The 21,928-nt window shown below is 41.1% G+C and carries 23 protein-coding genes; 15 read left to right on the top strand and 8 right to left on the bottom strand.

Going from position 1 to position 21,928, the window contains the following annotated elements; all coding sequences use genetic code 11:
- Positions 1-5: 5 nt before the first annotated feature.
- The 14 genes from JXA84_06010 to JXA84_05945 all read left to right on the top strand — a co-directional run bounded on the left by JXA84_06010 (position 6) and on the right by JXA84_05945 (position 16,738).
- Entirely contained in the window at positions 6-2,303 is a 2,298-nt protein-coding gene (locus JXA84_06010; GenBank protein MBN1150757.1) for a Smr/MutS family protein, read from the top strand.
- Positions 2,300-3,940, top strand: a complete 1,641-nt coding sequence (gene dnaG / locus JXA84_06005) for a DNA primase (GenBank protein ID MBN1150756.1) — start codon at positions 2,300-2,302, stop codon at positions 3,938-3,940. The genes JXA84_06010 and dnaG overlap by 4 nt, the downstream gene beginning before the upstream one ends.
- Positions 3,937-5,850: a sigma-70 family RNA polymerase sigma factor gene (locus JXA84_06000; protein ID MBN1150755.1), complete on the top strand. Its 1,914-nt coding sequence runs from the start codon at positions 3,937-3,939 to the stop codon at positions 5,848-5,850. The genes dnaG and JXA84_06000 overlap by 4 nt, the downstream gene beginning before the upstream one ends.
- A gap of 1 nt (position 5,851) precedes the next feature.
- Entirely contained in the window at positions 5,852-7,579 is a 1,728-nt protein-coding gene (locus JXA84_05995; GenBank protein MBN1150754.1) for a serine/threonine-protein phosphatase, read from the top strand.
- Positions 7,580-7,703: 124 nt separating this feature from the next.
- Entirely contained in the window at positions 7,704-7,964 is a 261-nt protein-coding gene (locus JXA84_05990) for a hypothetical protein (GenBank protein ID MBN1150753.1), read from the top strand.
- A 13-nt stretch (positions 7,965-7,977) separates the two neighbouring features.
- The gene (locus JXA84_05985; protein MBN1150752.1) at positions 7,978-8,451 is read left to right on the top strand and encodes a hypothetical protein; all 474 of its coding nucleotides are present in this window, start codon (positions 7,978-7,980) and stop codon (positions 8,449-8,451) included.
- Between the two features lie 54 nt (positions 8,452-8,505).
- Positions 8,506-9,435, top strand: a complete 930-nt coding sequence (locus JXA84_05980; GenBank protein ID MBN1150751.1) for a PhoH family protein — start codon at positions 8,506-8,508, stop codon at positions 9,433-9,435.
- Positions 9,422-11,758, top strand: a complete 2,337-nt coding sequence (locus JXA84_05975; GenBank protein ID MBN1150750.1) for an HDIG domain-containing protein — start codon at positions 9,422-9,424, stop codon at positions 11,756-11,758. Before JXA84_05980 ends, JXA84_05975 begins: the two co-directional genes overlap by 14 nt.
- A gap of 13 nt (positions 11,759-11,771) precedes the next feature.
- Positions 11,772-12,119, top strand: coding sequence for an rRNA maturation RNase YbeY (gene ybeY, locus JXA84_05970; GenBank protein ID MBN1150749.1), 348 nt, complete (start codon positions 11,772-11,774; stop codon positions 12,117-12,119).
- The gene (locus JXA84_05965) at positions 12,107-13,318 is read left to right on the top strand and encodes a DUF21 domain-containing protein (GenBank protein MBN1150748.1); all 1,212 of its coding nucleotides are present in this window, start codon (positions 12,107-12,109) and stop codon (positions 13,316-13,318) included. The genes ybeY and JXA84_05965 overlap by 13 nt, the downstream gene beginning before the upstream one ends.
- 2 nt (positions 13,319-13,320) lie before the next feature.
- The gene (locus JXA84_05960) at positions 13,321-14,526 is read left to right on the top strand and encodes a DUF21 domain-containing protein (protein MBN1150747.1); all 1,206 of its coding nucleotides are present in this window, start codon (positions 13,321-13,323) and stop codon (positions 14,524-14,526) included.
- On the top strand, positions 14,523-15,548 hold the full coding sequence (locus JXA84_05955) for an epoxyqueuosine reductase (protein MBN1150746.1): 1,026 nt from the start codon (positions 14,523-14,525) through the stop codon (positions 15,546-15,548). Before JXA84_05960 ends, JXA84_05955 begins: the two co-directional genes overlap by 4 nt.
- Positions 15,549-15,563: 15 nt before the next feature.
- Complete coding sequence (locus JXA84_05950; GenBank protein ID MBN1150745.1) at positions 15,564-16,046, top strand: hypothetical protein; 483 nt, start codon at positions 15,564-15,566, stop codon at positions 16,044-16,046.
- Positions 16,043-16,738 (top strand): hypothetical protein, encoded by a 696-nt coding sequence (locus tag JXA84_05945; protein ID MBN1150744.1) that lies wholly within the window; start codon positions 16,043-16,045, stop codon positions 16,736-16,738. The genes JXA84_05950 and JXA84_05945 overlap by 4 nt, the downstream gene beginning before the upstream one ends.
- Here JXA84_05945 and JXA84_05940 read toward each other — a convergent pair.
- The 8 genes from JXA84_05940 to JXA84_05905 form a co-directional block, all read right to left on the bottom strand.
- On the bottom strand, positions 16,731-17,159 hold the full coding sequence (locus JXA84_05940) for a hypothetical protein (GenBank protein MBN1150743.1): 429 nt from the start codon (positions 17,157-17,159) through the stop codon (positions 16,731-16,733). The two genes, JXA84_05945 and JXA84_05940, sit on opposite strands and share 8 nt — an antisense overlap.
- A complete protein-coding gene (queF, locus tag JXA84_05935) occupies positions 17,156-17,530 on the bottom strand; it encodes an NADPH-dependent 7-cyano-7-deazaguanine reductase QueF (protein MBN1150742.1) in 375 nt (124 codons plus the stop codon). The genes JXA84_05940 and queF overlap by 4 nt, the downstream gene beginning before the upstream one ends.
- A 21-nt stretch (positions 17,531-17,551) precedes the next feature.
- The gene (locus JXA84_05930; GenBank protein MBN1150741.1) at positions 17,552-17,959 is read right to left on the bottom strand and encodes a SoxR reducing system RseC family protein; all 408 of its coding nucleotides are present in this window, start codon (positions 17,957-17,959) and stop codon (positions 17,552-17,554) included.
- Positions 17,960-18,874, bottom strand: coding sequence for a quinolinate synthase NadA (nadA, locus tag JXA84_05925; GenBank protein MBN1150740.1), 915 nt, complete (start codon positions 18,872-18,874; stop codon positions 17,960-17,962).
- Between the two features lie 63 nt (positions 18,875-18,937).
- Positions 18,938-19,357: a hypothetical protein gene (locus JXA84_05920; GenBank protein ID MBN1150739.1), complete on the bottom strand. Its 420-nt coding sequence runs from the start codon at positions 19,355-19,357 to the stop codon at positions 18,938-18,940.
- A 13-nt stretch (positions 19,358-19,370) separates the two neighbouring features.
- Positions 19,371-19,667 (bottom strand): DUF4234 domain-containing protein, encoded by a 297-nt coding sequence (locus JXA84_05915; GenBank protein ID MBN1150738.1) that lies wholly within the window; start codon positions 19,665-19,667, stop codon positions 19,371-19,373.
- Positions 19,668-19,682: 15 nt separating this feature from the next.
- Positions 19,683-21,095 carry an RtcB family protein gene (locus JXA84_05910; GenBank protein ID MBN1150737.1) on the bottom strand — a complete coding sequence of 471 codons (1,413 nt, stop codon included), beginning with the start codon at positions 21,093-21,095 and terminating at the stop codon, positions 19,683-19,685.
- Positions 21,096-21,197: 102 nt separating this feature from the next.
- Complete coding sequence (locus tag JXA84_05905; GenBank protein MBN1150736.1) at positions 21,198-21,500, bottom strand: archease; 303 nt, start codon at positions 21,498-21,500, stop codon at positions 21,198-21,200.
- A 45-nt stretch (positions 21,501-21,545) separates the two neighbouring features.
- Here JXA84_05905 and JXA84_05900 point away from each other — a divergent pair, with 45 nt between their 5' ends.
- Positions 21,546-21,926, top strand: a complete 381-nt coding sequence (locus JXA84_05900; GenBank protein MBN1150735.1) for a hypothetical protein — start codon at positions 21,546-21,548, stop codon at positions 21,924-21,926.
- Positions 21,927-21,928 lie beyond the last annotated feature (2 nt).

Genomic DNA, 21,928 nt, shown 5'->3' with positions numbered 1-21,928 from the left:
AACGGATGGATACAGAATCTTTAAGGATTCTCGATTATTTTTCTATCCTTGAAAAAGTATCCGATGAATGTTCGAGCCCTCACAGCGCGAAAAAACTGAAAATTTCAAAACCAATCGCGGAGAGAAAACTTGTCCGCGATCTGCTGAATTTGACTTCAGAATGGAGATCTATCTCCGGAAATTTGAAATTAACTTTTGACAGAATCGCAGACATAGAGAGCATTTTCGACACAGCTTTTGAGAAAGCACAGGGCATAACCCCTTTAGACCTCCTGTTCATCGGACAAATGATAGAAATGTTTCACGAGACAAAAACCCAATTATCTCGTCATGAATCTGATTATCCGGTGACATGGAGTATTGTTTCGGGTGTTGAATGCCGTGAAGACCTCGGGAAAAAAATCAAAAAAACAGTGGAAAGAGACGGGTCTATAAAAGACTCCGCAAGTTCGGAACTTGCGAGAATAAGAAAAGCAATTACGTCTCAAAGAAGGCATTTGTCTCAGAAAACAAAGGACATGTGCGAAAAATACAAGGACTCACTCCAAGAGAATTTCATAACTCAAAGGTCCGAAAGGTATGTCATAGCTGTAAAAACTGAAAAACAAAAATATATCGGAGGATTGGTCCACGACACTTCCGAAAGCGGCTCCACTGTTTTCATGGAACCTTTTGAGCTTGTCCAGGAAAACAACAGCCTGCAAAAGCTTCAAAGAGATGAAGTTTGGGAGATAAAAAGGATTATCAGAGCTCTCACCGAGGAAATTTTGGAAGCCAGAGATGTTTTGACGGAAATATTTGACGTATCATGCTATTTGGATTTTGCTCTTGCGAAGGCGAGGTTCTCCGAAAAACTTGGAGGAGAGTATCCAGAAGAAGGCGAATTAAGTCTGGTAAAAGCAAAACACCCTCTGTTGTGCATAATAAAAGGAGCGGAAAAGACAGTCCCTCTCGATATAGAATTTCCCAAAAATAAGAAAGCTATCATAATCAGCGGACCAAATGCCGGGGGGAAGACAATTGCCATGAAAACAGTTGGAATAACACTTCTGCTTTCGTATATCGGTGTCCATCCACCTGTTTCAGGTCTGACGACAATCCCTTATGATCTTCATGTTTTCTGCGATGGAGGGGATAGACAATCCATTGAGGAAGATATCTCGACTTTCACCGCCAGGCTTAAAAGATGGAATATGATCTGGAGCAGGTCAGGGCAAAAAACCCTTGTCCTGATAGACGAAATTGGCGCTTCGACGGATCCTGCGAAAGGAGCGGCTTTAGCTGCTGCATTCGTCGAATCACTCGTGAAGAAAGGGTGCAAAGCCCTTGCGACAACAAACATAGTCCAGTTAAAAGTAGTAGCTGAGAGTCTTCCGGACATTATAAACGCCTCGATGGATATCGATACGGTGAGTTTTGAGCCTAAATACAAGTTGACCATGGGAGTTCCCGGTTCTTCTTACACTTTCGAAATTGCCGATAAATTCGGTTTTCCCCGTCGCGTCACTCAAAGGGCGATAGATATGATGCCGCAGGATCAAATATCATACGAAAGTACGGTTGAAGAGTTGAAAAAAACTTTGCAAAACAGAAAGTATCTCGAAGAGATGAGTGAAAAAAAAATGGAAGAGATAGAGACAAAGCTCAGTAATTTAAGGAAACTCGAAAGCGACCTTGAGAATGAAAAAAAACATTTCAGGGACAATTTGATAAAAGAAGAATCTGCTATAATCTCTCAGACCAGAAAAAAAGCCGAAGAAATCATAAAGGAAATCAAAGAATCCAAAGCTTCCAAAAAAAGTATTGAAAATTATCGAAAAGAATTTGTGGAGAAGACGACTTCGGAAAGGAATAAAAGGGATCGGGAATTAAAATACGGCGAAGGCGAAAAAGTCTTCATAAAAAAATTGAATTGTCATGGTGAAATCGTCCTTAAAGATAAGAACAAGTATCTCGTCAAAACCGGTAAAGTGAAGATTTTTTTATCTCCTGATGACCTGGCACCACCGAACGACAAACCGGAAACAGACAAAAAAACAAGAGTTATACTTTCAAGGGACAGGGAATTCAAAACCAGCATCGACCTCAGAGGGCTTGATTCAGACACTGCCCTTGAACAGCTTGAAGTTTTCATCGACGATTCTCTTCTGAACGAATGCCCTTTCGTGACCGTGATTCACGGAATAGGGACAGGCAAACTAAAAAAGAAAATAACTGGTTATCTGCAAAAAAACAAGATTTGCTCCAGACCCGGTCAGCCGGGAGAAGGTGGAGACGGAGTCACTGTCTTGTTGTTGAGGTGAAATTGAAAGACCGCTCAAAAGCCGAAGAAATTCTTGAGAAAATCCAAATTGCAGATGTTATTGCTGAATACGTCAAACTCACCCCTTCAGGAAAAGACCTGAAAGGCCTCTGTCCGTTTCATACGGAAAAAACACCTTCTTTCACGGTTTCTCCTCAGAAAAATCTTTTTTACTGTTTCGGATGCGGAGCAGGCGGAAATGCTTATAACTTTCTGATGAGGATAGAAAACATAGATTTCCCAGAGGCCTTGAGAAGGCTCGCCAAAAGAGCCGGAGTTTCTCTTTCGGATTCAAGCGGTGCGGAAAACGAACTTTACAAAGTCATGGAATTTGCCTGTTCGTATTATCAGAAATGCCTGAAAAAAAGTGCCGGTGAAAACTTGAAAAAATATTTGTCGTTCAGAGGGCTCGACGCCGAGATAACGTCGAAGTTCAGGATCGGGTATTCTGAAAGAGGTCTTTATCCTGAGGCAAAAAAGGCAGGGTTTTCAGTGAAGACCCTCGAAAAAGCAGGGCTTATAAACATAAAAAAAAACGTGGTCAGCGAAGTATTTTTCAACAGACTGATGTTTCCAATATCAGATGCCTCAGGAAGAATTATTGCCTTTGGAGGGAGGAGTTTGGACTCCAGAGAACCGAAATACCTGAACTCCCGGCAAATAGATATATACGACAAAAGTTCCGTGCTCTACTCATTGCACAACGCGAAAAAAGCCGCCCAAAAGGCTTCGGGCTTCATACTCGTCGAAGGATACATGGATGCAATTTCAATGTTTAGAGCTGGTTTTGAGAATGCAATCGCTTCCTGCGGGACATCTCTGACCTTTGAACAGGCTAAAACCATAAAAAAATATTCAGATAGAGTCTCAATTTTTTATGATTCTGACGAATCCGGGAAGAGAGCGACGTCAAGAGGTATTGAAATCTTAATTGCGGCTGGACTCGATGTCGATGTAATAGACTTGAAAACTTTTAAAGACCCGGACGAACTTGTTCAAAAATCCAATGATCCGAGAAAAGAGATCGAAGAATCAAAAAAGAATTGGCTGGATTACATGATCGACGTGAAAAATTATAATACCCCGGCGGAAAAATCCAAGCTTTCAAAAAGGGTGATTGAAATAATTCAAAAAATTCCAGATCCCATACTAAGGGAAGAATGGAAAAGAAAAGCATCAACATCACTGGGCATACCGGAAATAGACGGTTATTTTTCTAAGACGACAGACAAGTTGAAAAGCAATGAAGATAGAGAAATTTCCAAAAAGGAACATATTTTGCTTATGATTTATTCCACTTCCCTTAGAGAAGATTCGACAGCAAAGCTTGCGAAAAACATGTTAAGTCATTATCTTAATAAAGAGAAACAGGACATTTTAGTAGATTTGGCAAAACAGATCGAAAACAAAATTGAGAATTCAAGCCTCAAAAAGGAATATTTCAAAATTCGTTTCAACAAGCAGGAAGAAGCGCTGCAAATATTGGAGAACTTGAAAAGCATGCTGGATAATCTGGTGTTAAGAGAAAAAAGAGACGAATTGATAAATAATATAAAAACAGCACAGCAAAAAGGGGAAGATACAAGGGATTTGGCGTTTGAGCTGGAGCAATTGGTAAGGGAGGGCAGGAAAAGATGAGCGTGTCTAAAACTTCGAGGAAGGCCAAAAAAATCTTGAGTGTCAAAAAAAATAATTCAAGAGCCAAAGTGAAAACAATAAAGGAGTTAAAACCTCAAAAGAAAAAAACTGAAAAACCGGTAAAAAAGGAACAGACAATCAAGGATAAAAAGATAGACCTTGTCTCAGTTTTAAACAAAATTGAAAAAAAGGCAAAAAATCAACGCAATACCGTAACTTATGAAGATATTAACAATTTGATACCCAAGCACCTGACAGCCGAGGATGTCTTCGAAGAAATTTGCTCTCATCTTAAAAAACATAATATCTCGATAAAAAACGAACACCTTGAAACTCTAAAGAAGCAAAAAGCTTTGAAAATTCATAATATAAAAGCTTTTGATGATCCTACAAAACTTTATATGCAGGAGTTGAAAAACACAAAACTCATGGAGAGGGAAGACGAGATAATTGTAGCAAAAGAAAAGGAACAGGCAGAAATCGAGATAGCAGATTTAGCCTTTTCGTGCCTTCTCGGAGTTGAGAATTTTCTTGTGATCAAAGAGGAAGTTGAAAGGTCTAAAAGCCAGAATATCGGGGAATTTTTAAAACTCTTTTTTTATCCTGAAGACGAAAAAGACGTTATTTTTCCGATGAGATACGTGACGTGGAAGAAAAAACAGTTTCTTTTGGGTAAAATTGAAACAATTGAGAGAAAATACAGGCTTCTGAAGAAAAAAAACAACAGAACTGCTAAAGAAAAAATAATCGCGGATATGTCCAAATCGATAATGAATCTCGTCAACCCTCCTACGAAACAAAACGCGGATTCATGGGATTTTTACGACAGATTGCATATTAAAATCGTCGACAAATGCGTCGATTCTCTTAAAAATCATTTTGCCGTGTTCAGCGACCTTCGCGTAAAGCAGGAAAAATTGTGGAGAAATATCAGGGGTTGTTTTAAAACGGCGGCAGACGATCTTCCAGAAGAGACCGACAGAATGAGCAGAACGATAAATTCGATAAGCTCTTCTTCGATAGCTTCTGCAAAAAGGAAAAATGAAAACATAAAACACGAGATCAATGAACTCAGGGACCTCGTAAACCAACAGAAACATCTCGAGGAAGAAGCTTTGCTGCCTCTGTATAAAATCAAAGAAATCCTAAGAAGGATATCGGATGCCAACACCAGAGTCAACCATGCGAAAAAGAAAATGATCGAAGCGAATGTAAGGCTTGTGATTTCAATCGCCAGAAAATCGAGCCATCAAGGTCTCGATTTTTTGGATTTGATACAAGAGGGCAACATGGGGTTGATGAGAGCTGTCGACAAATTCGACTGGAGAAAAGGTTATAAATTCAGCACATACGCTACGTGGTGGATAAGACAGGCGATAAGCAGGGCTCTGGCGGACCAGGGTAGAACAGTCAGAGTGCCCGTTCACATGATTGAAGTTATGCACAAGGTTCTAAAGGAAATATCGATTTATAAACAAAAAACAGGACAGGAACCTACACCTGAAGAGATAGCTGAAAAACTTGACGTGCCCATCGAAAAAATTTATGCTGTTTTCAATGTTGGACAGGACACTGTTTCGCTTGACAGGCCTATCGGAGACAGCGACGACGCTTTCTTCGGGGACTTTATTGAAGATATTAAAGAAGCGTCTCCCTTGCAAGTCGCTGCCAACGCAATGCTTGACGAGAGGCTAAGAGGAGTCTTAAATACCCTCACCGAAAGGGAGAAAAAAGTTCTTATATACAGGTTTGGAATAGAAGACGGTTGTCCTAAGACCCTTGAAGAAGTTGGAATGATATTTGGCGTGACAAGAGAGAGGATAAGGCAGATTGAGACAAAGGCTCTTAAAAAATTGAGATTGAAAGCAAGGTCCAGACAACTTGAACAATTCAGAGAAATGTCGGAATAGAATGAGTTATATTACATTAATCCACAAGACCTCAAAAGGTTCCAAGACTTCGAGGAATGAAGATTTTTTCACTTGGGTCTCTATTGAAAATCAGGAAGAACTCGAAAAGAAAGGCGCGCTATTTGTTATTGTAGATGGATTTGGAGGAAGAAGCGAAGCGGCTGTCTCCTCCGAATACATCGCGAGAGAAATTTCCGAGAGATATTACACCGACGAGACGAGTAGAACCACCAAAGAGAGGTTGACCCAGGCATTAAAAGAGTCAAACGGAAAGTTTTACAGGGATTGGAAAGAAAGAAACGATAAAAGGGGCGTGGGAGCTTCAGTTTCTGTCCTTGTGGTGAAAAGTCACTCGGTTTTTGTCGCAAACATAGGGGATTCAAAAGTATACCTTCTCAGGAACAGAGCTCTGAAAACAGTTTCTAAAGATTATAGCTGGCAAGCCGCGGAAGGAGAAAAGACTCCAAGGGACAGATCGATGAGAAATATTCTCATGAGCTCGCTTGGGTCGAGACCCGTGCTGGAACCCGAAGTGGTTTCCCTCAACATAAAACAAGATGATATTTTTCTCATGACGACAGACGGTGTTACGGATTTTATCGATGACGGAGAGATAAGGGAGACTTGCCTTTACAGGTTTTCCGATGAACTTCCGGGAATCATACTTTCAAGTGCAGTCAAATCCGGTTCCGATGACGACGCTACGGTCGCTTTGATAAAAATACACAAAGTCCCGGTCGAATACAAAGATATACCCGAAAAGAGGCTGTCGATTTCAACGCAGAAAAGTTACTTTGAGGAGATACAAAGCGAACCCTTGGGTCAGACCGAAAATGTTGGAAATCAAAACGCCGAAGACCTTGCGAATTCAGAAACCAAGAATGAAAAAAGACAAAAGACTTTTAACTGGAAAATTCTTTTAGCGTTGATTCCATTCGTAATTCTTTTGTTGGCTTTTATCATAAACCCGTTTAATTTTCTGCAAAGGGAAAACAGAATTATCTCAAGCGACACGATTTCAGCTGTCGGAGCAAATGAGCCTCAAGTGGATACGAACAGCGGATACTCCGATGATTCCCTTTTCAAAATTGAAATAGTAAACGTTTCAAATATACCTGGAGTTGCGACAAAAGCGCAAATAATAATAGCTCAGGGAGTTGATTCTATTTTTGACAGCCTGGGTCCAGGTTTCAGCTATTCAATTCTCAACGGCTACGCTTCCGAAAATTTCCAAAGTTCTCTAAACCTGTTTTCTGTTGGAGAAAATTCGGAAAATTCAAAAAAAATAATTGACCTTTTTAGCTCAATTTTCCCTGATTCATTTGCACCTGTCGTCAGACCTCTTCACATCATCATTGAAGTTGGAGACGATCTTTTGAACACAGGAAATTTTCTTCCTGACAGCGCGCCGCTAGAAAATTTTGATGTAGATACGCTGAATGTCTGTGTGATTTCGAGATTTTCAGACGATTCTATCGCTTCGAGGATATTCAATTCCCTGAACAAATCAGAAATAAACTCAATACCTGTAAGGGTTGTCGCTGTAATCGAACCTCCCGACACTTCAGACAAGGACCAGAGCAGAATACTATCCAATCCCCAAAATCTGAGACTTGCGAAATCATTGGCTCACGCCATGGGGTTGAGAGATGATTTTTATGTCTGGAGCGATTCGACTTCCAGATTAGTGTTTCTTTTGAACAAGAATATCGCGTTGACAATTCAATGAAAATTTAGAGGCAGTGGCAATTCGTCATTTTGAAATCTGTTGACACAAGACACAAATTCTGTTAAAAAAATAGAGCTGTTATCTTGTGATAACATTGTCTAATGATAGAAAGGAGGTTTGTTAAATGAAGAAGCGTTTAATGGCTGTCTTTGCGGGAACTGCTCTTCTGTCTTTGCTGGCAGTTGGCTGCGGACCAAAGGGTGCGTCCCAGGAAACACTCGCAAGGCTTAGGCAGGTTCAATCTGAATGCGAAAGCCTCAGAGCGGAACGCACGAGACTTGAGAATCGCAAACAGAGTTTGATGCAGCAAAAAGCCGATTTGCAGGCTGAGATTCAAAGGCTTGAGCAGAGGCTGCAGGAACTCAAAGCTGAACGCGGAATGTAAGGGGAGGTAAGAGATGAAATATACGAAACTAATCCTCGCTCTCTTTATCGGCCTTTTCGCTGTTTCAGCAATGTTCGCGGAAGAGACGCTGACAGAAGAACAGGCTCTGGCAAAGATCAAAGAGTACGAACAGTGTGTAACCGACAACCGTCCGATAGTCGACAATCTTAAAGCGGAAGTCGATCAGCTTCAGGCTGAGGTCGATCAACTTCTGGCGAGAAAAAGTGAACTTAACAGGCAGATCGCGGAACTCACGAGAACGCCTGATTACGTCACATACATAGTAAAAGAAGGCGACTGTCTGTGGTGGATTGCTAAAAGGCAGTATGAGCCCAGGGGTCAGAGATGGTATCTCTGGAAAATGATCTATGACGACAACAAAACCGTCATAGGTCCTAATCCTGATCTCATCCTTCCCAAGCAGCAGTTCAAACTCAACCAAGATCCCACAGTTTGGGAAAGGTACAGGACTCAGGTCGGTCAGTAATCGTTTTTCTGAGTTGGATACTATAAAGGGGAGAGCGATCTCCCCTTTTTTGATATGGCAGAGACTTCAATATATCTCCCAAATGAATGGGTCTTGAATTTTGTCGGACCAAGAGACGACCATCTTAGAATTTTAAGGTCGAAGTTCGACTGTAAATTTTTCTTGAAAGGTGAAAAGGTAATCATCAGAGGGGAAGAAAAGACTCTTGAGCACGCATCCAAAGCTGTCAAAGAGTTGATAAATTTAATTGAAGAAGGTTTTTTGAAGGACGAAAAAGATTTTTTGGATTTTGTTGAGAACGGAGGTTTCTCCGACGGTCAGCAAAAAACCGTCATAAACACTCCCTGTATGAAAATTTTCCCCCGAAGCAACGGGCAAAAACTGTATATTGGCGAGATAGAAAAAAATGAATTGACGATTTGCATTGGACCTGCAGGGACAGGGAAAACATTTCTCGCTGTCGCAAAAGCGGTTGAGATGATGGTTGAAAACAAGATAAAAAAAATAATTCTCACTCGACCGGCAGTTGAAGCGGGAGAAAATTTAGGGTACCTCCCGGGTGATTTAATTGAAAAGGTTCAACCCTATTTAAGACCGTTGTACGATTCTCTTGAGATGACTCTTTCTAAAGAAAAAATGAAAAAATACATTGATTTCGGAATAATTGAAGTCGCTCCGCTCGCTTTCATGAGGGGCAGGACTTTGAACGAAGCCTTTATAATTCTCGACGAAGCTCAAAACACCACGCACCCCCAGCTGAAGATGTTTTTGACCAGGCTGGGAAGAAGCTCTAAAACGGTCGTCTGTGGAGATATAACTCAGAGCGATTTGATAACCGGAAAACCTGGCCTTGTAGAAATCAGGAAGCTTTTGGGCAACATTGACGGAATCGGGATTATCCAATTGACGAGTAAGGACGTCGTGAGACACAGGTTGGTCAAGGAGATCATCAAAGCATACGAAGGATTCAATGAAAATCAATAAAGGCGACATAGTTGGCTTGGCATGGAGGTTTCTGTCGATTGTTTTCGTCATCATCGTTGCGGAACTTGTTTCGCACCCGCCTTCCCGTAAATCCCTGACTTTCATTCCCGGAGAGGTGTCCGACAGGACTATATTGTCTCCGGTGGATTTTAAAATACTCAAATCTTCGGAAAGCCTTTCTGCTGAATCGATTTTTGTCAGGGATTCGATCACGCCGGTTTTGAAAAAAACCGACATATACAGGAACTGCCTGTCGAGAAAAGACTCTTTCATGACTTTTCTCGACTCTTGCAGCAATAAGTACTTTGAGTTGGATTCGTTTGGAAACTTCCAGCCGCCTTATTTCCGTGAAAGGGTGTTGTCGTCTCTTTATGAATGGCTTCAACCCCGAGAAATCACGAAAAACCAGTTGGACAGCATTCTCTGGACGCTTGACTCAAAAAATATTCTCGACATTTCAAAATCCTTGAACGAATTGATAGACACGATAGTGTCTATCGGAATTTCAGAACCTTTCACCCAAAACCGTCAAAAGACAGCCATAATTATAGACCTCGACGGTTTAAACCAGATTCAACGACCTCAGTCTTCGATTCTTTACAGTGTAGACCAATTAAGTGACGCGATATTGACCTATTCCGCTTACAGAAAAGAAGACACTCTTTTGCTGAGGAACGCGCTCAGAAAGATCGCAGAAGTGAATTTATTCTTCGACAGAAATTGGACAAACGCCAAAACAGATTCTGCCCTAAGGTCTATAGACCCATACACTGATGAAAAAGTGAGCAAAGGTGCTGAAATATTGAGACAGAACCAGCAGATTACAATAGAAGATTCCATAAAAATAGTTTCGTTGATAAAATTTGTCGGCGAGGAAGACCCGCAAATAATAAACCTTTTGGGTAAAACCAAACACAGCATTAAAGAATTTTTGGGAAGAATGACCGCTGTCGGGATGATATTTTTTCTTTCGTTTATTTTCCTTTCTTTCTTGTGCCTAAGAACATGGAAGACCAAATCGAAAATGCTTTTGTTTTTGCTGATTGTATTGTTAACTTCAATTGCGACGTGTGTTCTCATAAGGTATTTGAGCTCTTCCGGGGCTGGATCTCCGTTAAATTTTCCTTCAGAAAGTTTTGTGGAAAACCTAATCGCCCTTTCTCCAGTCGCTTTAGGCGGATTGTTACTCGTGCTTTTGGTGGGTCCAACCGAAGGAGTCATCGCAGTATTGATTTTATCTTCAGTCGCAGCGGTTTACTGGAATTATTCCCTAAACCTGTTTTTGTTCCTTTTCACCGGCAGCGCTGCTGCTATAGCGGTATCGAGAAAAATCCACAGAAGGGCGAATTTCTATACTGTTTTGATGGCGATGTTCACCAGTTTGTCAATTATCTCAATTTCCCTTTACATGTCAGGAAACTTTCCTGCCAGGGTTTTGATGAATTTGCTGTTGGTCTCTTTCATCAACTCCATTATATCGGTGTTTTTCGCCCTGGGGCTTATTTCACTTTTTGAGAGGATATTCAATGTCGTCACGGACATGAAACTTCTGGAACTCGCTCTCGACAGTCAACCTCTACTGTATAAGATGGCAAGAGAAGCACAGGGTACAAAGTATCATTCAATTATCGTCGGCGACATAGCTGAAGCAGCGGCAAAAGCTATAGGCGCAAATCCTGTTCTGGCCAAAGTGGGCTCTCTTTATCATGATATTGGTAAAATAGAGCATCCGGAAAATTTCATAGAAAATCAGCCCATGGAGGGCAAAAACATTCACGACAGCATTTCGCCCAAGGAAAGCGCGAGGTTGCTGAGAAACCATGTCGACGATGGAATAGTTCTCGCAAAAAAACACAAATTGCCCATGGAAATAATCGAGTTCATTCAGACTCACCACGGAACAAATATTATGGAGGTTTTTTTGCACAAGGCTGAAATGGCAAAAACAATGGGGGGACCTGAAATAGATGAAAATGAATTCAGGTACAGAGGTCCTCTGCCGAAAAGCAAAGAAGCTTCAATTGTCATGCTCGCAGACAGCATCGAAGCTTCTTGCAGAAGCCTTAAAAATCCATCGGAAGAAGAACTGAGGGATAAAATAAGATCCATATTCGAACGCAGAATAACAGATGGTCAACTGAAAGAGTCTGAAATGTCGTTGCGTGAGATATATCAGATTGAAGAAGTTTTTTTGAAACACATGACAAGCATATATCACAGGAGGGTTCAATACCCATCTGATCAAAAAAACGATGAAGAACTCAATAAAAATAATCACGAAGAACCAAAAGAAAACGAATCCTGTCAAGAAGACAATACTTGATATATCTTCATTATTGTCCATAAAAAATCCTGCCCTGAGCATAGTTTTCGTCGGCAAAAATGAGATAAGAGACTACAATTCGAAGTACAGGAAGAAAAGATACGTCACGGATGTGATTTCATTCCCGGGTTCCGACCGGGATTATCTCGGCGACATGATAATATGCCCTGAAAAAGTCATGGAAAACGCTAATCTGCTCAGGATCCGTTTTGAAGAAGAATTGACGAGGGTGATAATCCATGGTTTTCTGCACCTTTTGGGTTTTGAAGATCACACAAGCCAAAAAAAGGTCAAAATGTGGACAGTTCAGGAAGAAATTCTGAGAAAGCTTAAAACGGAAAACCGACTTTGCTCTATTTGATATTTTGCGCGATACTTTTATTTTTATCCGCTTCGTTTTCCGCGTCTGAAACCGCAATATTTTCACTTCCCTCTTATGCAGTTAATTCCTGCCGGAATTCGGGTTTCAGAGGAAAAGCTCTCCAAAAGCTCTACAACAAACCCAACTTCACGCTCCCGCTCCTGCTTTTCAGCAACACTGTCGTCAATGTAATTTTATCAGTACTGGCTTTTAAAATACTTCTCTCTCTTATGGGTAAAACTGCTGGAGACGCTATCGCGGTGCTGATAAACATTACCGTGGTGACCTCCCTTCTTCTGATTTTCGGTGAATTTGGGCCTAAGCTTTTAGCCATCAGAAGGACACTGCCCATTGCACTAGCCATTAGTCCTTACATATATTTTCTCAGCTTCACTCTTTATCCTTTCATCAAGCCCCTGGAACTTTTCCTGTTGATGGTTTTGAAAAACCGGCAAAATGAAATTCTCGCGCCGTCAGAAGTAATGTATTTACTCCATAAAGTAAGGAATTCTGAAAGGAATTCGGTTAAATGGAAACTGACTTATTCGCTGATAGCTCTCGGTCAGACAGAAGCAAAAGACATAATGCGGACCAGGCATCAGATCCCTTTTCTCGAGAAATTTTCAACCTGGAAGGAAGCGAAAGCGCTTTTTGAAGAAACGACAGTGAAAACAGCTCTGGTATTCGATAAAAATTTCGACGATATTGCCGGAACCCTCAGTTTGTCCAAATGCATAGCTCAAGGGTTGAAAGACTCTGATCGAATGGATAAATATCTCGATTCAGTTGTTTTCGTGCCGAAATCCGCAAAACTTACCAAGATAATTGACGATTTGAAAAATGTTGGCGATGTTTTTTTGGTTGTCAAAGATGAATACGGACAGACTGCGGGCATAGTGACAGAAGATGACATACTCGGATACCTTTTGGGTGATAAGAGCCACAAGAGGAAAAATAGTAAACCTCACCAAAGAGGATCTGGAATCGACGCAGAATGCACTCTGAGAGAACTGTCGGAGTCTCTTGGTTTTTACCTGGACCCGGAAATTTCCGATATGACTGTTGGAAAATACATCCTCGAGAACATAAAGACAATGCCAAGCAAAAAAGATAGGGTCAGGCTAGGAGATTGGATTATCAGGGTTGAAGAGGTGAAAAAAAACAAAGTATTAAAAGTTTCGGTTTTCAAGGACAAATAATAATGTTTGCCGTGTATATCCTTATCATTTCGTTTTTTCTGCTTCTCTTGGCGTCTTACACCTCCTCAGAGCTGGCGCTTGTTGGAGCGAGACCGGAGAAAATAGCGGGATGCAAATCAAGAAACAAAAAAATTGCCATGAAACTGATGTCGAGAATAGAAGAAAATCTCTCCGTAATTTTGGTCGGAACAAACATCTGCGTTGTTGCGATGAGCACTTTGACTGAAAATCTATTCGACTCGTTTTTTGAAAATCACAACGCTTTTTATTCAGTGATAACAGATTTTGTCTTGATTTTGCTCATTGGCGAGATAATCCCCAAAGCAATAAGTAAATTGAACGCGAATTCCTCATTTTTGTTTTTGTCTCCCTTCATAGGATTATCGTCTTTTTTATTTAAACCGTTGTCGATGTCTTTTCAGAGAGTCTCTTCAGCGATTTTAAACACCATCGGAATAAAGGAAGCTCAAGACACCAGGATTTCGGATTTGGACGACGCCCTGAAAGATTTTTCAAAAGGAGGCATGCTTACGCCCCATGCGAGAATTCTCGAAGAGGGAGTCGGGTCTTTGGAAAGACTGAAAGTCTTTTCGGTGATGCGGCCGAGAAAAGAAACAGTTTTCTGCAAAGTGGAAAACGGCTTTGAAGGAGCTCTTGAGGCTTTCAGGAAAACGGGACATTCAAAAATAGTTGCCATTGGCGAGAGTGTCGACGATGTCAAAGGAGTTTATTACATAAGAGATACGATAAAAAAGAAGTCCCGAAAACCGAGAGAACCTGTTTTCATTTACGACAGAGCTTCTTTTATCAAAGCCCTGGAGATTTTCTCAGAAATGGCGGATGATTTAACTGTTTGTGTTGACGAGTACGGACAGGTTACTGGAATACTGACAAGAATTGACATAATAGTCAGGTTTGCGAATATTTTTTACCTCAACGAAAAAAATCCTTTCGTGACGGACCGAGACGAATGGGGCAACTTCATATTCAAAGCGGATACAAGGCTTAGGCTTATTTCGGACCTGTACGGTGTGGAAATACCGTCAAATTACTACATTGGTGATTATACGATCGCGAGTTTTATTCTCGATGTCAACAGGAATATCCCTTCCCCCGGAGAAGTCTTCAAGTTAGGTGATTTGACCATGACGGTCGAAGAGAGCTCGATAAAGGGAATAAAGACGGTATCGGTAAAGACAAGCCTATGACCCAAAATAAATGTCTAACAAAAGACAGCAAAGCCGATTTTCTAAAAAAACTCGCCCAAGACGTAAATCTCGACGGGATTGGTTTTACCGGCGCTGACCCTGTAGAGGAGGGTTTCTGTGCAAAAATTTTGTACGACGGCCAATATCTGCCAAGTGATAAGTTTCACAATCCTCTTCTAGTCAAGGAATGGGCAAAAAGCTTGGTGGTGGGAATCCTGTCCTACGACACAAAAGAGAAAATTGAATTAATAGGCGGAGAAGGCAGAATCGCCAAATACGCCTGGGGAAATTATTACGACCTTTTAAAACAAAAATTGAGGATGATATCGGAGATTTATTCGCGAGTGACAGGAGATAGAGTTTCAAAATCTTTCAGCAACGGACCTCTCGATGAAAAGCTTTACGCCTACAGAGCGGGACTCGGATTTAAGGGGAAAAATGGCCTTCTGGTCAACGGGGTTTATGGAACGCGAGTCGTAATCGGATTGTTTTTAACTGAATCCGAACTGCCGCTATCGGTAATACCCGAAAACCTCTGCCTGGACTGCGATAATTGCCTGCAAAAATGCCCCACAAAATGTATTAAAAGCCAAGGAACGGAGGGCGCTGTGAACCTGGACAGAACAAAATGCATTCAAGAACTTTCACAGAGAGACACGGTAATTCCGGAAAATATAAAGAAAGTGTGGAAGGACAGGTTTTACGGATGCGATGACTGTCAGGATAGTTGTGTTTTAAACATTAAAGCTCCGCCTTCCATCCACAGACCTTCAAAGGGCTGGATTGGTGGAAAGGTAAAAGTACTCGATTTTCTTGAAAATCCAGTTGAATATAGAAAGCTTTGCTTCTCTGGTTCCCAGCTAAACGCTCGTTGGTTGAGAGAAAACGCTCTTGTCAGAAACGCATTTTTGGTCCTGGCCTATCAGAAGGAAAAAAGAGGCGTTCCTCTGGCAAAAAAATACGAAAATTCTTCCAGCGAAGGAGTGAGGGACGCCGTAAAATATTTTTTAAGTTTTGTTTGATTTGATTGACTGGAAATGTTTAGAATTATATTGTTTGAAAGGTGCGCTATGAAAAATACACTACATAAATTGATTCTATTCTCCGGGCATATCATTATCCCCCTGTTTATAGGCGGCGCAATATACATCTTATTCAGAACTGAGAATTTGAAGATGTTTCAATGGTTTGAGAGCATGAATCTGGGATTATTCGTCAAAAACATGAGAACGTTTTCTCCTTTACAAAGTTATGAATGCCCTTACTGGGTCGTGTTTTGCCTTCCTAACGCACTTTGGATTTATTCTCTTACAGCTTATCTCTTGCTCGTATGGAAGAATTCAAGAGGAGCGATTTTCTGGTTTCTTTTAGGACCTGCCATAGGTTTATCTTCAGAACTGCTTCAGTTGACCGGAGCTTTTCCCGGGACATTCGACGGTGCTGATCTCGCTTTCACAGCGGTCTTTTCCGCCTTTCCTCTTATAACAATTTACCCTTTCAGAAAGGAAAAACGACAATGAAAAGAAATTTCCGTAAAATAATATTTTCTGTTGTAGGAATTGTTGTTTTCTTTCTACTGGCTCTCGGCAGTTTTGAAAACTCATGGGGCACAAAAATCACATATGAAAACGGCAGTGCGCTATACTACAAATCTCCTGTAACTGAAGAGGAAGCGCACTCCATAGGCAAGTATTTTCAAGAAGCGGGTTGGTTCGACAAGAATACAAACGAAAAAACAGTTCAGGTATTGAAAATAGCGGGAATATACCAGGTCAGGTTTCCAGTCAAGCAAGGATACGACGAAGACTCAGAATACATTGAAACATGCAGGCTTATGGCTGAAGAAATATCATCCTACGTATTTTTCGGCAGTCCGGTTGAAGTTCATCTCTGCGACAGCAATCTGAGAACTCTGGTTGTAGTGGGCACGGAAAAAATTGAACCTGACAGCACGCTTTCCAACGACGCATTGTACGGTCTTTGGGCGGAGGATCAGATATACCTCCAGTTTTCAGATGACGATTCGGTTAAGCTTATATCACGAAACGAGCATGACACAATACAGGGGGTATTCACGCTAAATTATGGCAATACGATGACGATTAAGACAGACGATGAAATTATCAGGATACACGATATCAGAATATTCTCAGACACTCTGACTTTTAAGGATGAGGCGGATATCCTTCATACATGTCTGAGGATCAGGTAGTTTTTAAATTCGGAAAATTTTTGTTTTTGATTAGATAGCTGAAAGAAACGACTCTAATCAAAATATCTACAGCGGCTATTTTCAACGCAAGAAATGAAAAATTTTTCCAACCAGGTGTGTGGGGTGTTTTTAGGAAGAGAATTACCACCAGGGCAATTTCCGATGATCCGACAATTACATGTTCGGCTAAGGCTGTTTTCCTCGTCCATTTTTTTCCATTCCAAAGGCTTGAACCCAGGACGTGGTAAAAGGCAGCAGCCGGCAAAAGTATGGCAAGCCATATCGAAGAAACCCCTAACCCCAGAAACAAAGATGCAGTGGCGAAAAAATAACAAAAAAACACAAAACGCCATCCCAAAGCCCATATCTGCCATGGCGTGGTTTTGAACATTCTATGTTTAGGATATATTCGCTCTGTCACAAGTTCCTCCTTGAATCTGGAGATTCAGCAATCACTGTTGTTTTGATTCCGCCTCTGACAGAAAATTGTCCTTTGACAGAAATCTTTTTAGGTTTAACGGATTCTTCGATTTTATCGAAAATTTCGTTGATGGCTTCTTCGTGGGTTAAAAGTTTGTTTCGAAAAGTTTGAAGATAGAGTTTTAGGGATTTTAGTTCAAAAATCAGCTTATCGGGTATATAGGATATGATGATAGCTGCGTAATCTGGTTGACCTGTCATCGGGCAAAGAGACGTAAATTCTAAAGCTTCAATTTCTACGAGATAATCTCTTTTCCGGACAGGGTTTTCAAGCAGGGTCAATTCACCGGCTGAAGGAACCTCTATTGTCATCGACATTCCAGCGTTGTCCTTTCATTTCTCGGGTTTAATTTCAATTCTATCAGTATAGTTTTTTTCAATTTTCTTTAACAGGAAAAGCATTGAGATGAAATCAACCGCCGCGAAAGAAGATGAAAATGCTAAAGCCGTTAATTCGGTGAAATGAAAATTGCTTAAAAAGAAAAAAGCGATAAAGAAAATCGTGAGTGGAGAACCGAACAGTATGAAATATTTTAGGGCTTTGGACAGAGAAGGAAAATAAACCGTCACTTGCTGCCCTTCTTTAAGGCCGGGAGGTCCCGGGAGCTTTAAATCCTGAGTTTTGCTTATCATGCAAGATGAATGAGCTGAACAGTGCCTGCAATTTTCAGGGTTTATGTAAAGGGTGACATAATACAACCTGTCTCCGAGCACCTGTCTTATAACTCCTTTTTCTTCCATTTATTGAGACAATTCCATCATTCTCTGAACAGATTTTCTTGCTTTCTCCGCGATTTGCAGAGGAATTTTCAGAGGTTCGGCAGGATTTTCAAGCAGGGCTAAAAGCGATTGTAGATCTGTTTTTTTCATTCCGTAGCAAACCCTGGGCAATGAAGCTGAGAAAATCAGCTTTTCCGGATAATCATTTCTCAGCCTGTCCAAAAGGCCTTCTTCTGTAGAAACAATAAATTCTTTTTTTTCGCTTTTGGATACATAATCGATTATTTGAGAGGTTGATCCCACAAAATCGCAGTTTGAGAGCAATTCTTTCTGGCATTCCGGATGACAAAGGGATAGGGCTGCGGGGTGCCGTTTTTTTTCTTTTTGTATGTCTTCTGGATAGATTTCATGATGGACATAACAGAAAGCGTTGAGGGTAAAAACATGGATATCTTTTAAAATGCCCGCGACATAGCTGCCAAGATTCTTATCCGGAACAAATATTATCTGTTTTGCCCCTAATTTTCTGACTATTTTTACCGCGTTTGAACTTGTGCAGACCACATCACTTAATGCTTTTACACCGACTGTTGAGTTTATGTAGCAGACTACAGGAACTCGGGGGTGTTTTTCTTTTATAGATACCAGTTCTTCTTCACTTAGCATTTGTGCCATTGTGCAGTAGGCGTTCTTCTCGCTTATAAAAACATTTTTGTCGGGGTTGAGCAGGGAGGCGGTTTCAGCCATGAAGTTGACTCCGCAGAATGCGATATTTTCTTTTTTTGATGATTGGGCTTTTTTGCACAGCTCAAAAGAGTCTCCGACGAAGTCGGCGGCTTTTTGAACTTCCAAGGTCTGGTAGTTGTGGGCGAGAACGAGGAAATTCTTTTCTTTTTTAAGATTTTCAATTTTCTCTGTTATCGAAAACTCATTCAAACCTTTTTAATTCCTTGTATTTGAGAAAAAGAAGAGGGCGGAGAACGCCCTCTTCCAGATTTTTTATTCAGACCAAGCAATGTAACCCGGAGCAATGATATTCATGACCGGGACTATTAGCATAATACCCCACCAACTGGGCTTTCCGCGGGCTTCAGCGATAGCCATCCACACCATTATCGATATCACAATATTGACAAATGGTATAAACATGAGGACTATCCACCATGTCGGCTGTTGAGCCATTTCGAGCATTAGAAGGACGTTCAAAATCGGGACCCAAGCCCACCAGGCTTTGTCTGTGTATCCTAATTTTTTGGCTATTGTCATAAGAGCCATAGACATGTAGACGTAAGAGCCGACTATCAGCAGAAAGTAGAAAATCCAAAAGCAGCATACCATGCCCATAGCGCCAAAAGCTCCAGCCGCTTCAGGAGCATCGCTTCTTGAAGATTGGGCCAGTATGTAAAGATATTGAAACATTTTTGTTTCCAGTTTACTTTATCTCATTGAATTTCTGCTGGGCGAGGAACATGCCTACAGGGTTGACGAACCAGAAAAGAAGAAAAGACACAATGCCGGTCATTCCACCCGATGTCACCTTCTCGACACCTTCAGAGTATTTCCAAAGATAGAATATTCCGACGATGGGTATTATCATGAGTATCGGATTAGGAACTGTTGCACCTTTGCTGTTTAATTCTGAAGTGGTCTGCCAGAACCATATCAGGTTATATATTCCGAGAGTCACGCATCCGAGAATCAGAACCATAATTGGATTACGTTCTTTCATTTGTTACCTCCCATTTTATCCTTTGATGTTTCCCATTGGGTTCGCATTTAACATTTTTGATGCTAGCCCAGCTTTTGTCACTGTTTCCTCGATGTCTTCAAGTCCTTTATACACATCGGGCGCTTCTTCAGAAACGCCTTCATAAGTGTTATTTTTAACATAAATTCCCTTTTTCATCAACTCTTTTTTGACTTCTTTTTCCCTGAATTTTTTGCAAGCTTGTTTTCGGCTCATCAGCCTTCCCGACCCGTGAGGAAGAGAAAAAAAAGTTTCTTCGCATTTATCTTTCGGCGAAAAAAGGGTGAAACCAGTTCCCATTGACCCTGGCACTATTACAGGCGCAGGAAAATATTTTTCTCCATATTTTATTTTGTGCATAGGGTTGGCTCTTGTGGCGCCTTTTCTGTGCACCAAAACATTTCTGCCGCGCCATACTTCCTCCATGGCTATGTTGTGGCTGCAGTCGTATACAAGTTCAACTTCACAGGAAGGTGAAAAGATTTTTTTTATTATCCCCCTTATTCTGTGGGTCATCAACTGCCTGTTAGCGAAAGCGAAATTACCCGCCGCCTTCATCGCTCCCATGTATCTTATCCCTTTTTCTGAGTTTATCTCCGTGTAGGACAATTGCCTGTCTTTGAGAAGGATGTTCTTTTTTTGCCTTTCTTTCTCCAGAACTTGAATCCACTCCGTCGTTATCTGATGCCCCAACCCTCTTGAGCCGGAATGGATTAGAATGACAATTTCACCGGGGAAAAGACCCGCTGAATCTGCGAAGGGTTGATCTTGAATTTCTTCTATGGAGTCAATTTCGATAAAGTGGTTTCCCGCTCCGAGGCTACCAAGCTGTGAGGATCCTCTTTCGACAGCTCTCTTAGAAACTCCTTCAGTATCGGCTTCATGAAAAAAACCTTCTGACTCGCATCTGGCGAGATCGTGTTCTTCTCCCATGCCTGAATCGACTATGAACCGAGCGCCTTTTGAGAGCACTTGCTTTATCTCTGATTTATCAGGCTTGTATATCGCCCCATGACCCAGACCGAGTGGGATGTTCTGAAAAATTGTATCTGTCAATTTTTTGACTTTCGCAGACATTCCTTTTGAAGATATTCCTGTCTTTAAAAGCCGGACGCCGCAGTTTATGTCAAATCCGATGCCTCCCGGGGATATTATGCCGTCGCTCATAGGGAAAGCCGCGACACCTCCTATCGGGAATCCGTATCCCAAGTGGGCGTCAGGCATAGCTACAGAATACAATAGAATCTCGGGAAGACAGGACACGTTTTCCAACTGCAAGAGAACATTGGCGTCGAGGTTTTCGATGATTCGCTTGTTAGCGTAAATTCTTCCAGGAACTTTCATGTCGTGGGATTTTTTAAGCTCCCACAAATTTTCAGAAACAGGTTTTAAACCCAGGTCAGACGTCAAGTATTATCCTCGCGTGATAGTTTTTTTTTAAAAGTAAGACTTTCCGGGGTTGATCCTTTGACATAGTGTCTTATTTTATCATCAAGTCCGATTTCAAAAAACTCAATTTCCGCATGAAGCGCAAAACACTTGTAATTTTTTTGTGACTGAAATAGACCCCAATCTGTCTGGTAACAAAAATTCGGTGTCGGCAGTGTATACTAGGTCTGAAGCAAAATCAAAAAAAAGGTTTTCAATAGAAAATGATTCGAGGTGAACTAAGCGTACGAGCTTCGTTTTATTTCTCTTTTTACCGATAACCACTTCTTTCAAAACGAGAGCTAATTCTTTAAATAATCCTTCATCAGTGTCTGAAAACAATTCCACCCCGATATCGGAGGTGTGGTCGAAAAATTTATGACTCATAAGAGTTGATTTATTGCCTTTCAGGTTGTTAAATATAAAACAACCATGAGCAAAAAAAAAGAAATTTTTATAAGCGTTTTAGTCTTGATTCTGCCTCTCGTTTTGTTTGTTTTCGCTATTAAATACAGAAATTCCCACAGTGATCCGGGTTTTTTAACATGCCGTTTTGAAAACGTTGATTCTTCCGACAGAATTTCCATAAACATAAAATCCAATTATTTCGACGCCGCCGTCTTAAGGTCTTCGGTTCCACCGCCGAGTTTGTCGGTAGACTTGAGAAATTTCGTCCCCGGAACCCTCGTGGTGAATTATGAAAATTTTCTGAGAGACGAAAAAAAAATAACAATAATAATTTCCATTAAAGGCGAACAAGTAGAAAAAAGGGAACTTATTCCGAGCTCCCGAATGGTCATTCCCTTGGAATAATT

Source organism: candidate division WOR-3 bacterium, from assembly GCA_016926475.1.
Taxonomy (GTDB): Bacteria; SDB-A; SDB-A; order SDB-A; family SDB-A; genus JAFGIG01.
The sequence above is the reverse complement of the archived record's forward strand: the minus strand, read 5'-3'. Positions and strand labels throughout refer to the sequence as shown.

Bases quoted from the DNA above. Each gene is read 5' to 3' on its own strand.
- JXA84_06010 (MBN1150757.1), top strand. From the start codon at position 6: ATGGATACAGAATCTTTAAGGATTCTCGATTATTTTTCTATCCTTGAA.
- JXA84_06000 (MBN1150755.1), top strand. From the start codon at position 3,937: ATGAGCGTGTCTAAAACTTCGAGGAAGGCCAAAAAAATCTTGAGTGTC.
- JXA84_05995 (MBN1150754.1), top strand. From the start codon at position 5,852: ATGAGTTATATTACATTAATCCACAAGACCTCAAAAGGTTCCAAGACT.
- JXA84_05990 (MBN1150753.1), top strand. From the start codon at position 7,704: ATGAAGAAGCGTTTAATGGCTGTCTTTGCGGGAACTGCTCTTCTGTCT.
- JXA84_05985 (MBN1150752.1), top strand. From the start codon at position 7,978: ATGAAATATACGAAACTAATCCTCGCTCTCTTTATCGGCCTTTTCGCT.
- JXA84_05980 (MBN1150751.1), top strand. From the start codon at position 8,506: ATGGCAGAGACTTCAATATATCTCCCAAATGAATGGGTCTTGAATTTT.
- JXA84_05975 (MBN1150750.1), top strand. From the start codon at position 9,422: ATGAAAATCAATAAAGGCGACATAGTTGGCTTGGCATGGAGGTTTCTG.
- JXA84_05960 (MBN1150747.1), top strand. From the start codon at position 13,321: ATGTTTGCCGTGTATATCCTTATCATTTCGTTTTTTCTGCTTCTCTTG.
- JXA84_05955 (MBN1150746.1), top strand. From the start codon at position 14,523: ATGACCCAAAATAAATGTCTAACAAAAGACAGCAAAGCCGATTTTCTA.
- JXA84_05950 (MBN1150745.1), top strand. From the start codon at position 15,564: ATGTTTAGAATTATATTGTTTGAAAGGTGCGCTATGAAAAATACACTA.
- JXA84_05945 (MBN1150744.1), top strand. From the start codon at position 16,043: ATGAAAAGAAATTTCCGTAAAATAATATTTTCTGTTGTAGGAATTGTT.
- queF (MBN1150742.1), bottom strand. From the start codon at position 17,530: ATGACAATAGAGGTTCCTTCAGCCGGTGAATTGACCCTGCTTGAAAAC.
- JXA84_05930 (MBN1150741.1), bottom strand. From the start codon at position 17,959: ATGGAAGAAAAAGGAGTTATAAGACAGGTGCTCGGAGACAGGTTGTAT.
- JXA84_05920 (MBN1150739.1), bottom strand. From the start codon at position 19,357: ATGTTTCAATATCTTTACATACTGGCCCAATCTTCAAGAAGCGATGCT.
- JXA84_05915 (MBN1150738.1), bottom strand. From the start codon at position 19,667: ATGAAAGAACGTAATCCAATTATGGTTCTGATTCTCGGATGCGTGACT.
- JXA84_05905 (MBN1150736.1), bottom strand. From the start codon at position 21,500: ATGAGTCATAAATTTTTCGACCACACCTCCGATATCGGGGTGGAATTG.
- JXA84_05900 (MBN1150735.1), top strand. From the start codon at position 21,546: ATGAGCAAAAAAAAAGAAATTTTTATAAGCGTTTTAGTCTTGATTCTG.